Origin of the sequence: Faecalicoccus sp., from assembly GCF_036552745.1 — a bacterium.
Lineage (GTDB): Bacteria > Bacillota_I > Bacilli_A > Erysipelotrichales > Erysipelotrichaceae > Faecalicoccus.
In genome coordinates, this window is record NZ_JAXKBY010000079.1 from 1 (window position 1) to 12,775 (window position 12,775).

Here is a 12,775-nt window from a genome sequence, read left to right on the forward strand (position 1 = left end):
GCTTTGTCTTTTCAAGAGTATTTGTAAAGATAAAGGGGCTTCATAGTTTTTGGCGCTGGAAATTGAATCCAGTAAGATCAATTCTTTTTCTGCTCTTGTAGTGGCCACATAGAAAACGCGCATTTCTTCCTCCAGTTCATCCTGCAGTTTTTTGGTGCGGATCGCAAGATGGGCTTTACTGGGAAGCTTGATCCTTCCTGTGGTATCGAGCTGTAGAAAGCCTAAGCCCAGTTTTTCATCGATCAGGATTGGTTCGTTAGAAATACGATCTTTCGTTTCATGTTGTGAATAAATATACACGATCGGAAACTGCAACCCTTTGGAATGATGCATGGTCTTGATTGATACGACATCGGCTTCTCGTCCATAAGGATAGGCTTCTGATAAATTGTCAAAACGACTGGCCTGTACATGCTGCTGCAGAAAGCCATCCAGGTCCATGGGATCGTTTAACTGGCTGGCAAACTGTAAGAATAAATCTAAATTGGTTTTATCCTGTGCACTGGTATACGATTCATAAAAATCATGCCAGGCGTAGAGCTTGCGAATTAGTAAAGGAACCGGATCGTTCTTCCATTCTCGCATAGTGAAGTAATCCTGCATCAAATCAGTATCTTTTAACTGAACATATAGAGATGCTCCTTTTTCTTTTCCAAGGCAGGCTTGTGCCAGCTGGTCAGGTGTAATTTGACAAAACGGAGAGAATAAAGTAGCACATAAGGCGATATCGTTATAAGGATCTAAAATGGCCTGCAGGCAGGAAAGAACGATCTGAATGCTGGGATTGGTATAAAAACCATGATCGATCTCAGCCAGTACAGGTATATCATAGGCTTCCAATGCTTTTTTGATCTCTTCCTGAGGACCATGGCTTCTGGTCAAAATACAGATATCCTTGAAAGAAGCACCTTGTTCTTTATGTTTTAAGATATCGTGTGCTAAGATATCCAGCTTGTTTTCTTTGGCTTTTGTTTTTGCCTCCAGCTTAGAAATGTTGAGTTCATCTGCCAGTGCATCCGATTCCATATATAGAAAGCGAATCGGATATTGTTCTCTTTCGCTTTGGGCCCGGGTGCCAGGTTTTGCGACATCTTTTTGATCAAACTGTGCCGGCATTCCCACTACATTCATGATTTTTTTATAAAAATGATTGTTGAAATCAATGATAGAGGCATTGGAACGATAGTTTTCATCCAGCACCAATGTGCAGGAAAACTCATCCTGCTTTTCCATATGATGTTTCATGATCTCCGGCTTGGCATGACGAAAGCCATAAATGCTTTGTTTGATGTCTCCTACACGAAAGACATTGTTTTTGCGGGCAAAACAAGACAAAATGCTTTCCTGCAGATCGTTGGTATCCTGAAATTCATCCACCAGGATCATTTTGTATTTATTCTGCACTTCTTTGGCAATATCACTTTGACTGAGAAGCTGATAGGCAAAGTGTTCCATATCACCAAAATCCATCACTTCTTTTTCTTTTTTGATCTGAGCATAGAATTTTTGTGTTGTCAGTGCCAAGGTACAAAACGTCTTTTTTAATGCCTGTGTTTCCTTGGTTTCTGTTTCATACAGATTCTTATCAAATAATACATCGGTGATTTTCTTTTCAAACTTTTTATAGGCATCATTATCATTTTTTGTATCGATATCATCATATTTGTTTTTAAGACGTACCGTGTTGGAAAGATAGACCAAAAAAGAACTCTTAAACAGGGCATAGTCTTTTCGATCCAGTTCTTCCAGACATGGGCGCAAGGCTTCTTTTTTGGTAATAAGATCTTGGTCTTCTGTCTTTAAGATCAACTCTTGAAGAATCTGCTCCATGGAAAGAACACATTGTTTAAAATATTGAAAGAACCAGCTTTCCATCAGGGAAGAAGTTTGTTTTGTCAGGGATTGAATCCACTCTTCCGGTTCCGGCTTGGACCATGCGGTTTGAATCAGGGCTTCCAAGCTTCTTTTGATGTCATCTTCTTTTTTTCCAAAGCCGGAAAAGAAAAGAGAAAGATTGGCCATCTCCTTTACAGGTAAGCTAAAGCAGGCTTGTTGATAGGCCTGATCAAAGGCCTGCTTTTGAATCGTGTCATCAATTGTTCGAGACATTTTATAGCTGATGGGAATTCGATAATAATAATTTTGTACAATGCCAAGACAAAAGCTGTCGATCGTACAGATGCTTGCGGTTTCCAAAAGCGCCAGCTGTTCTTCAATATACGGAGAAGAAGGTGCATTTTCCAAAGAGATTTTTAAACGACTTTTCATTTCATTGGCCGCATCATTGGTAAACGTCATGGCCAAAATCGAATCAATGGAAATTTTATCCTGTAGCACAAGCTGGCAAAGCCTTTGGACAAGAACACTGGTCTTGCCACTTCCGGCACTGGCAAAAACCAGCACATTTTTATCACGAATATCGATAGCTTGTTGTTGGGCAAAACTAAAGCGCATGTTCTTCCTCCTGTTCTAATCGATTGGCTTTTGTGACTTCATTGGCCGCGTTTCGACAAATCTCCTTATAGGCACAATAATCACAGGCACCTTTGGCATGATCGGGCTGAATCACACCATTTTTCATGTCTTCCAATAAGGAAAAGAGGATCGTTTGCCATTGTGTTTTGGTTTCAGGATATTCAGGCTGTTCTTTTTTTCTGGCGAAATGCTCATGATCGCTGTATATGGATAGATCCTGAAACATCAGACCGGTAAATTTCCTGGATTGGGCAGCCTCCTGTGCCTGTTCTTTGATATCTAACGGTGTAGCCTCCGGAACCTTTTTTCGATAGTTGACCTTATAGGCCAGAGCGGTTTGCGGCGATGTCTTTAGTGAAATATAGTAACAGCCTGCCGGCAGACTGCCACTGGTTGTTTCATAGGCAATTGTATAAGTAATCAGCTGCAGGGCTAGTCCGGCATCAAAATCCTGCAGGGACAAATCTTTATCTGAACTTTTATAATCAAAGATCACAAAAGAGCTTTGCGAGGTATCAATACGATCGATATACCCATAGAGAAGAATCGGGGTACCCTGCCAGTCCAGCTGTATCTGCACCTTATACTCCTGATGCGAAGTACGCATATGCCAATCGTGTTCAAAATCATCTAACTGTTCTAAAATCTTTAAAATTTTATCGGCTGTTTCCAATACGTTTTTTTCAAAGAAAGGTGCCTGTTGCGGATAAACGTTACGAATAAAAGTAAATTCGTTTTGAACGAGGTTTTTGATTGTTTTTGTATCGGCCTTGGTATAGTCTTTTTGATACGTATCCATCAAGATTTCTAAAATATGGTGATAAATCGAACCCTGCATACGAATATCCATGGTGTCTCGTTTTTCTTTTAAGTACAACCCATAACGAAGAAAGTGTTGTAAAGGACAACGGGCAAAGGACTCTAGGCGAGAGATCGAACCGGTAAAACGATCCTCCGGAAAGAAAAGCGAGCTTGCCAAAGAAGTGTTTAGGGAAAACTGTGGTTTTTCGTACACAGAGCTTTCTTTGACATCCACAAACTGTGCTTTTTGGCCGATCCACTGTACAAGCTCATGACTTTCCGGATTTTCCTTTCCATCGTACGAAGCTTCCGGTACAAGGATATATAAAGTCTTTGGCAAAGAAAGGCATGTGAAAAGCTGATCACGCTGTTTTTTAAGCCTTGTGGCTAAGGATGGAACTGAAAGATCGGCTAAATAGGTTTCATCATAAATACCACTATGCATAGAAAGACCCGGGAAAGAGCGCGCATGGGCATCAGTTAGGAAACAAACTTTTCGCAATGCTGTGATCTCGCTGCGCTTTCCAATCAAAACGCCCTGGATCTGAGAAGCCGTTGAAGAATTTGTTTTAGCGTTTAAATATTCACATAAAAACAAGAGATCTTCCCTGGTTTTCAAAGAAGGAAGGCACTTTCTTAACACGTCTTGTATTTGATGGAATGCACGAAGATTTTCCAGTGCGCAGGTATTTTGTGCCTGTATATACTGTAAGACATCTTCTATATCCTGTAATGTCCAATGACAGAGTGCCTCGTGTTCCTCTAGCCATGTCAATGTCGTTTCTATTTGTTTTTGTAAATGTTCAAAGCTATAACGATCCATAAAAACATTGTCCTGATATAGATCCGGAAGATGTGATTTTCTGGTCGTAAACAAATCTGGGAACTGTCGCAAGGTTGGCTGTATGCTTTCTTTGGTATCTGGATGCAGGGCATTGATCATCGTGATAAAGCTTTCGATATCTTGTAAGGCGATCCATTTTATGCAGCAAATCAACTGATACTGTAGCAAAGAAGGTGCATCTTCCGTTAAAAAGGTATAGGGAATCTGATAAGTCTCTAACATCTGTGCCAATACCTGCATTTGGCTTGCCTGTTGACAACAGATAAAAACATCGTCGGCATCGTATTGATCAACGATGGTCTGGGCAATCAAAGTTGCCTGCTTGCGGGCATTGGCCACGGATACATACTGCACATCTGTTTCTGCTGCCTCTTCCAATATGTGCGCCCCATTTTGGAGTAAGAAGTCGATCCAAAGGCTTTCTTCTTCACTATATTCATACTGCAGGATATAAATATTCTCTGCATGGAATGGCTGCTTTAAAATTTCCGGGATTTGTTTTTCGCGTACATCCAAATTTTCCAGAAGACAAAGGATCTCTTTGAGATCTTTTTCTTTCTGGCTGTTTTCATGCAGTGTATGAAAATCGATGCCATAGGTTTTGGCATAACGTACAAATTGAAGAGTATCGCGGATAAAATCATAACTTTTCCGGCTGGAATAAAACACATTGGTCGAAGAACAAGCCTGACATTTTTTCATGGTTTCAAACAATAACGTCACTTCATCGACAGGTTGTCCCTGAAAGAATTGTTGTATGAAGGAATGTAGGCTGTACACTTCCAAACCGATCGTGTTTCCTTTGGCTTGATGTATAGCTTGGTATAAAGGCAGATGCAGACTGGCCGGTGCAATCAGTATGCCTTGTTCTGGAATTTTCAACATAGTTTCATTATATCGTAAAAACGAAGGAATAAAAATGTGCCGTAAGAAAACTGCTCGCAGATTTAATTTTTTGGTAAAATGATGATATGAATCGAAAAAATAAGATGTATCATTTTTTAAATACAAAGAAAAATGTATTGTATAACTTATCGATGACACTTATGATGTTGTTGGTGGTCAGCGGGATCGGCAGCTTGTTTTATCGAATGGGGTTAGACGATGCGACGATCATATTGTTGTATCTTTTGGGCGTGATGATCCTTGCGATACTGACAAGTCATCGTTTATATTGTGTGATTTTTTCTATTGTCAGCGTGTTGAGCTTTAATTATTTGTTCACTTATCCACAGTTTACTTTTCAGGCCTATAATAAGAATCACATCGCCACTTTTTTGATCTTTTTTGCGGCCTCCTTTTTAGCCGGTGCTTTGGCGATTCAGTTAAAGAATCATGCGCGTATGTATTCACAGGATGCTTACAGCGCACAGGTGTTATTTAATACCAGCCAACAGCTCTCCAAGGCTAAGGATGCTTCACAGGTTTTTTCCTGTACGGCGGTACAGCTTCATAAGCTGATGAATACCGGGATTATCATTTATCCAATACAGGATGGAAACCTGCAGCCTTCGATTACGTATGGGACGATCTCGCAGGATATGTTATATAAAAATGAGAAGAATGTCGTAGATAAGGTGCTGAAAAAGGGAGCCTATACCGGTTTGATCGCTTCTAGGCATGGTGTATATGCACCGATTCATATGGATGACAGTTATTTTGGAATTGCCGGGATAGAAATTTTCAAGGAGCAGATCGATTCCTTTGAAGAAAACATTTTATTGTCGATTTTGGGGGAATCGGCCATGGCTTTAAAGAATCTGAAGATTTTAAAAGAAAAAGAGGAAGCGGCCATATTGGCTGAAAATGAGCGCCTTCGTTCCAACTTATTGCGAATGATCTCGCATGATCTTAGAACACCGTTGACTTCGATCTACGGCAATGCCAGTAATCTTTTAAATCATGAGGTGCTTTTAGACGATTCCGTTCGCCATAATATTTATACGGATATTTATGATGATTCCAAATGGTTGATCGATTTAGTGGAAAACCTTTTGGCCATTACACGCTTGGAAGAGGGTGGTTTGGACCTTCATATTAGTGATGATGTGATCGAAGACGTGATTGATGAAGCGTTGAATCGGATCGACAGACATGAAAAAGAACATTCGATTGAATTTTTGACCAAGGATGCGATCACAGTAGCGAAGATGGATTCGCGTTTGATCGTGCAGGTCCTGGTGAACTTGATCAACAATGCGATCAAATATACACCACCTGGTTCCTGTATTCAAATCGAAACTTGTACCAACGATAAACAAGTTGAGGTAAGGATCAAAGATGATGGACCGGGCATTCCGGATGAAAAGAAAGAAAAGATTTTTGAAATGTTTTATACAGGGGCAGACAAAATTGCGGATTCAAGAAGAAGCTTAGGTCTTGGATTAGCACTTTGTCAAAATGTGATTCAGGCGCATCATGGAACGATCAAAGTGGAAGATAACGTGCCACATGGGGCCATATTCACATTTACATTGCCGGCAGGAGGAATACAATGAACAAGATGAAAATATTAGTAGTAGAAGATGATATATCTGTAAAGAATTTGATCGTGACGACCCTTCAGGCACACGGATATCAGTATTTGAGCGCCAAAGATGGGCAGGAGGCCATCTTAGAGGCTTCCAGTCATAATCCGGATGTGATCTTATTAGATTTGGGATTACCGGATGTGGATGGAGTGGAAATCATCAAAAAGGTGCGTTCCTGGTCCAATATGCCGATCATCGTTGTCAGTGCGCGAAGTGAAGACAGCGATAAGATTGAAGCGTTGGATGCCGGGGCTGATGATTATCTGACCAAGCCTTTTTCCGTGGAAGAATTGTTGGCCAGACTTCGTGCCACACAAAGAAGACTTTCTATCCTGCAGAATGCATCGCTCAGTGAAGCCTCCAGCTTTACCAATGGAGATCTTCATATTGATTATGCGGCAGGATGTGCCTATTTAAAAGGCGAAGAGCTGCATTTGACGCCGATCGAATATAAACTGCTTTGCCTGTTATCACGAAACATGGGAAAAGTGTTGACTCATAAATATATTACCCAGGCAATATGGGGAACATGCTGGGAAAGTGATGTGGCCTCTTTACGTGTTTTTATGGCTACTTTGCGCAGAAAAATCGAACCCAAAGGTTCTTCCACACGTTATATTCAAACGCATATCGGCGTAGGCTATCGCATGTTGAAGGTAGATGAGGAATCTTAATTCAAAATTAACATAAATTTATAAAGCCTATAGAATTTCTTAACCTTAACTGTGCTACAATGAAATCAAAGTAGAGGAAAGCATATGAACCTGAATGGACAGTCCAGTAAAAACAAAGGAACGATTTTGAATGGGAAGCCACTCTATGGGTATGACAATGCCAAAAAGATGCGTTATCAAAGCCATATATTTAAGCATCGGACGACCGTTCAAAAATGGCGAAAGGATTCTCGAATGTCTGATAAAAACAAGCTGATCATGGTTTTGGCCATGGTAGTGATGATCTGCATTTTGAGTTTTCTGATTGTGTTCGTATTTGGAAATGGATAGAGAGGAGTTATTATGTTTATATTGATACCGATTTTGATCATTGTTGGCATTTGTATATTTTATACAGTGCGTATTGTGCCACAGACCGAAGAATATGTGATTGAATTTTTAGGAAGGTACAAGACGACATGGAGTGCAGGTATTCATTTCCTGATTCCATTCTTTGAAAGAGTTGCCTGTAAAGCCACTTCAAAGGAACAATGTGCGGATTTTGAACCACAGTCCGTTATCACAAAGGATAATGTTTCTATCTATGTAGATACGGTTGTTTATTTCAAAATCTTTGACTCAAAGCTTTTTGCCTATGGAGCAGCCAATCCTTTATTCGCCCTGGAAAATTTAGCGGCTACTACGCTTCGTAATTTGATTGGGGATATGACCTTGGATGAAGCTTTGACATCCCGTGATACGATCAATGTGAAGTTAAAAGACATCTTGGATGAAGCTACCGATCCATGGGGTATCAATGTCAGTCGTGTAGAATTAAAAAACATCGATCCGCCAACTGAAATCAAAAATGCCATGGAAAAGCAGATGAAGGCAGAACGAGAAAAACGTGAAAAGATCTTACAGGCTGAAGCTTTCCAGGAATCAGAGATCAAAAAAGCCGATGGAGAAGCTCAGGCTATGATCAAACGTGCTCAGGCCAAACGTGATGCGGACATTGCGATTGCCCAAGGTAAGGCCAAAGCTATCGAATTGACATATAATGCGGAATCAGAAGGTCTGAAACGGTTAAAAGAAGCTAATGTAGATGCACGCGTCGTTCAGTTGAAATCATTTGATGCCTTACAAAAAGTAGCAGATGGCAAGGCGACAAAGATCATTGTTCCAACATCGGTTGCCGAAAGCACGACAAGGCAATCTATCTTTGCGGAGATGTTAAAGACACCGATTGAAGAGAATCCAACAAAGTAGAGACCCCTTTTAAAATTGAGAAAAGAAAAGCGAGTAGAGTTTGTATACCTGATGAAATAAAAGGTTAAAAACTCTGCTTTTTTTGATATTTAGACGATGAAGATTCAAATTATGTACAGAGCGTTTTTATACGATAACTAAAACTTTGAGATTGTTTTCTGTAACAAAATAATAACTTCTAGTTGACTTTTTCATACGGGGGGGGGGTACTATTTATGTGACTTATATTAAATATAAGTCAAAAAGTTATTTTTTTTGTACAAAAAAAGCAAACTTGAAAAAATTAGGAGGTGTGAAAATGAAAAAAATAACGAAGACTGCATTGTCAGGACTTGTTGCCGTAACAATGATTCCTGCAGTAGCAGCACCTTTAGTGGCCAATGCGGAAGGAACACAGCCGGCTGTTGAAGAAAAACAGATTCCATTGCAGGTGGAGTTTGTACTGGCTGACAGTACCGTTGTTGGAACTTCCAATGTGAATTTGACCGTTGGGGCTCACAAATTCTCTGAATTGTCTTTACCACAAGGCTATGAACTGGTTAGAGATGATACCTTTACTGTTGCGAATTCCGCTGATATTTTTCAGGTTACTGTCCGGGCTACGGCTGCTGAAGAAGAAGTCACAACGGCTATCGCCAACGTACAGTTTGTTGATGCAGACGGAAATGCTGTAGGTGGTGGTTATTACACTTTACCTGCCGGTGTACAGAACATATCAATTTTAAGTCAATATGTACCAGAAGGCTATACATTAGCGGAAGCCGGTGATTTCTATGTTGCACCGGATGGATTCTATCAGGCAAAAGTAAAGAAAGAAGAAGCACAGACTGTGATCACAAACGTACAGTTTGTTGATGCTGCTGGAAATGCTGTAGGCGGAGGGTACTACACTTTACCTGCCGGTGTACAGAACTTATCTGTTTTGAATCAATATGTACCAGAAGGATACAAATTGGCGGAAGCCGGTGATTTCTATGTTGCCCCAGATGGATTCTATCAGGCAAAGGTAGTCAAAGCCGGAAGTTCTATTATTCATGTAACATTCAAAAGCACAGGCGGAAAAGCCCTGGGTGGGGGAGACTACTTTGTAGATGAAGATGGTGACGGAATTGCCAACTATTCTGAACTGCAGTTGCCGGAAGGATACAATTTGACAGAAACCGGTGATTTCTTTGTGGATGCAAATAAAGACTATGAAATCACATTGAAGAAAGAAGTAGAAGGAACGATCATCCATGTTGTATATGTAGATGAAGAAGGAAACAACTTAGGTGGTGGAGACTATTTCGTAGATTTAGACGATGATGGAATTGCCAACTATTCCGAATTACAGTTGCCGGAAGGCTATGAATTGATTCAAACCGGAGATTTCTTTGTGGATGCCAATAACCCATATACTATTACATTACATAAAGTTCAGACTCATGAAGTAGAACAAGATACAGCCACATTGGTTGTCAAATATGTAAAAGAAGGTACAAATGAAGTTGTTGGCGAAGATGAGGCCTATACAGCTGACGGTGTAAAAGGTGAAGTGCATACTTTCACTGTTGACTTGAAAGCGCCTAAGGGTTATGAATTGGTTGAGGATGAAGATTCATTATCTTTAGATGTTGAATACGGTCAGAACGCTGAAGTCTTCGTTAAAGTAAAAGCTGTTGAAGACAAAAACGAAGGTAAAGAAGACGAAGAAAAGACAGATGCAAAGGAAGATTCCAAGAAAGAAGATAAAGGCGTTGATACAGGTGTTGCGATGCCATTAGCCGGAATCTTTGGAACAATGAGTGTTGCATTAGGTGGAATGATCGCATTACTTCGTCGTAAAAACAGAAAATAATTTTTACTCATTAAATGACTAAAAATTAAAATCAGTATAAAAAGCGTATTTATTAAGAATGCGCTTTTTATTATGGGCTGCCATGTAAAGCCTGTGGTGCATATGTCTTTACTTTGTATGTTGTTCTTTGTATCTTATAAACATGAGTATTCAAATATTTACCGGCCTGATCTGGGGCTATGACAGCAAGGAGCAGTTTTTAAAAGATATGTCTGATTTTTACAAGGCATGTCATACGCAAGGTGAAGATGGATTCACAAAACGTGCCAATGAATTTGTAGAAGGGATGAAAAGGAAAAAACGGTATGAGTATTAAACGATTACAAAGTTTGGCTATGCAGTATGAATCCGAAGAAGAATTTTTGAAAGCTATGAGCAAGATTTACGATTTAGCCAAAGAAGACAATTTAAATATGCAAACACTGGTGGATGCGACAAACGGTAAGATTTACGGAAAACAAAACGATTAAAGTTTACTGTTTTTATTGCATGTATCCTGGATTGCAGTATAATCATTTTATAGCAGAGTAAAAATATGTGCGTTAAGTGTTTCAGACACGGGGAGTTGGTCTGAAAACGAAAAGAGTTCTTGCGATACATATTTTGCATCCCACTGTTGTAATGGACAAACTATGCCTCTTTTTCCATTGCACGATGGGAAAGGAGGTATTTTTATATGAATCAATACTTTGTTATGTTTAAAGAAAATGCGAAATCTTTAAAAGATGTACGTGTTTTGGTTGGCGTGAGCTTATTTTGCGCTCTGAATGTGATCCTCAATATGTTTTCTATTCAATTAACACCGATGTTGAAGATCTCTTTTGGAAGTATTGCCGTCGCAGCCAGTTGTTATTTTTATGGGCCTTATCCCAATATGATTGCTGCATTTGTATTAGATACGATCAATTATATGCTTCGTCCGGTAGGCTCTTATCAGCCATGGTTTATGATCAGTGCGGTCGTGATTGCGGTGCTGTATTCTCTATTTTTCTATAAGCAGGAAAAGATAGGAATCATACGTTGTGCATTGGCGCGTTTATCTGTCATACTGATCGTCAATCTTGTCTTAAACTCATTATGGCTTTCTATGATGTATGGCAATGCTTTCTGGGTGCTTGTCAGTGAACGTATCTTAAAAAATGTGCTTATGTTTCCTATTGAGGCATTCGTGTTGTATTTGACAATGAAATTGTGTCTTCGCATTAAAGATCAGGTGAAAATGTAACCTGATTTTTATTTTTTAGCACTTTTTTACTTTACAGTGCTAAAAAGCGTGCTATAATATTAGCAGAGTTAGAAATAGAGTGCTAACTCGATGGAATATTCATTACGTTTAATGCGGAGGTGATATGTATGAAATTCTATCCAGGATATAGAGCATTTGATTTGTTTGATGACTTGTTTAATGATAATTATGCATCCAAGACACCGGCTAATTTATTGAAGACAGATATTACTGAAAAGAATGGATATTATGAATTGAATATGGAAGTGCCGGGCATCAATAAAGAAGACATTCAGTTAGAGTTAAAAGATGGTTATTTGAAAGTAACCGCAACAAGAAACTCTAATAATGAAGAAAAAGACGATCAGGGACGCATCGTTCGTCAGGAGCGTTTCAGCGGTTCTTGTTCACGTAGTTTCTATGTCGGAGATAATGTCAGACAACAGGATATCAAGGCCAGCTTTGAAAATGGTGAATTAAAGATCACGGTTCCTACACAAGCTAAAAAAGAAGAGGAAGAAACAAAGTATATCCCCATTCTTTAATCAAGTTCCCGCAATGGGTACTTTTTTATTTCTTTTTTGTAGCTTTGGTGGTAAAATGAATACACGTCAAATGGTGCGTTGGAGAAATGGTTAACTCACAGCCCTCTCAAGGCTGCATTTACGGGTTCGAACCCCGTACGCACTACCATAGTCAATAAAGTGCTTTATGTAAGGCACTTTTTTTATGTGTTAGAAGTGATAATTCGTAATTTGTGCGTAACTTTTTTAATTTTTTTTACTCCTAAAATTTCATCTCCATCAACATCTAATAAGTGCCCGTATCTGTCCAAAGTTGTAGATATAAAAGTATGTCTGTCCATAATCATAAGTGGTAGCATAAAGAAGATTGTTTTTGTTTACATACTTTTCATTGCTGTATATAATGTGATTAGGTTAGGAAGTTCATTGTGCTAACCGAGATGATTGCTATTTGGTCATTCCATTAGGCCATTCATTAAGAAAAGAGGGAAGTGCTAGTGATATGATCCCACTAAAGTGGACACACGAAATAAATAAACGTGTATCTATGGAGGTGGGATTTTTCTATGGGAAGAAAGCCAAAATTATCTGCTGATATGAAGGTATGTATCTGCAA

Annotated in this window: 11 protein-coding genes, 1 tRNA gene and 1 riboswitch; of the genes, 10 read left to right on the top strand and 2 right to left on the bottom strand. The window is 39.4% G+C overall.

The window, feature by feature from the left end; genetic code table 11:
• Both U0M88_RS03960 and U0M88_RS03965 read right to left on the bottom strand, forming a co-directional pair.
• A partial coding sequence (locus tag U0M88_RS03960; RefSeq protein ID WP_331868980.1) for a UvrD-helicase domain-containing protein occupies positions 1–2,454 on the bottom strand: 2,454 nt, incomplete at its 3' end.
• The gene (locus tag U0M88_RS03965) at positions 2,444–5,005 is read right to left on the bottom strand and encodes a PD-(D/E)XK nuclease family protein (protein ID WP_331868981.1); all 2,562 of its coding nucleotides are present in this window, start codon (positions 5,003–5,005) and stop codon (positions 2,444–2,446) included. The genes U0M88_RS03960 and U0M88_RS03965, both read right to left, overlap by 11 nt.
• Positions 5,006–5,091: 86 nt before the next feature.
• Between U0M88_RS03965 and U0M88_RS03970 the strand changes: the two genes are divergently transcribed.
• The 10 genes from U0M88_RS03970 (at position 5,092) to U0M88_RS04015 (ending at position 12,328) form a co-directional block, all read left to right on the top strand.
• Positions 5,092–6,618: a sensor histidine kinase gene (locus U0M88_RS03970; protein ID WP_331868982.1), complete on the top strand. Its 1,527-nt coding sequence runs from the start codon at positions 5,092–5,094 to the stop codon at positions 6,616–6,618.
• Positions 6,615–7,325, top strand: a complete 711-nt coding sequence (locus tag U0M88_RS03975) for a response regulator transcription factor (protein ID WP_117445464.1) — start codon at positions 6,615–6,617, stop codon at positions 7,323–7,325. The genes U0M88_RS03970 and U0M88_RS03975 overlap by 4 nt, the downstream gene beginning before the upstream one ends.
• Before the next feature lie 84 nt (positions 7,326–7,409).
• On the top strand, positions 7,410–7,655 hold the full coding sequence (locus tag U0M88_RS03980) for a hypothetical protein (protein ID WP_117445465.1): 246 nt from the start codon (positions 7,410–7,412) through the stop codon (positions 7,653–7,655).
• 12 nt (positions 7,656–7,667) lie between these two features.
• Entirely contained in the window at positions 7,668–8,573 is a 906-nt protein-coding gene (locus U0M88_RS03985; RefSeq protein WP_022789501.1) for an SPFH domain-containing protein, read from the top strand.
• Positions 8,574–8,871: 298 nt separating this feature from the next.
• On the top strand, positions 8,872–10,410 hold the full coding sequence (locus U0M88_RS03990; RefSeq protein WP_331868983.1) for a hypothetical protein: 1,539 nt from the start codon (positions 8,872–8,874) through the stop codon (positions 10,408–10,410).
• 142 nt (positions 10,411–10,552) lie between these two features.
• Entirely contained in the window at positions 10,553–10,726 is a 174-nt protein-coding gene (locus U0M88_RS03995) for a hypothetical protein (protein ID WP_168964662.1), read from the top strand.
• Positions 10,716–10,880 (top strand): hypothetical protein, encoded by a 165-nt coding sequence (locus U0M88_RS04000; protein ID WP_022789498.1) that lies wholly within the window; start codon positions 10,716–10,718, stop codon positions 10,878–10,880. Before U0M88_RS03995 ends, U0M88_RS04000 begins: the two co-directional genes overlap by 11 nt.
• Positions 10,881–10,931: 51 nt before the next feature.
• Positions 10,932–11,028, top strand: a riboswitch (THF riboswitch).
• A gap of 58 nt (positions 11,029–11,086) precedes the next feature.
• Entirely contained in the window at positions 11,087–11,635 is a 549-nt protein-coding gene (locus U0M88_RS04005) for a folate family ECF transporter S component (protein ID WP_331868984.1), read from the top strand.
• A 128-nt stretch (positions 11,636–11,763) separates the two neighbouring features.
• Positions 11,764–12,180, top strand: coding sequence for an Hsp20/alpha crystallin family protein (locus U0M88_RS04010; protein ID WP_167699039.1), 417 nt, complete (start codon positions 11,764–11,766; stop codon positions 12,178–12,180).
• Between the two features lie 72 nt (positions 12,181–12,252).
• Positions 12,253–12,328 (top strand) — tRNA-Glu (locus U0M88_RS04015).
• Positions 12,329–12,775: the final 447 nt, after the last annotated feature.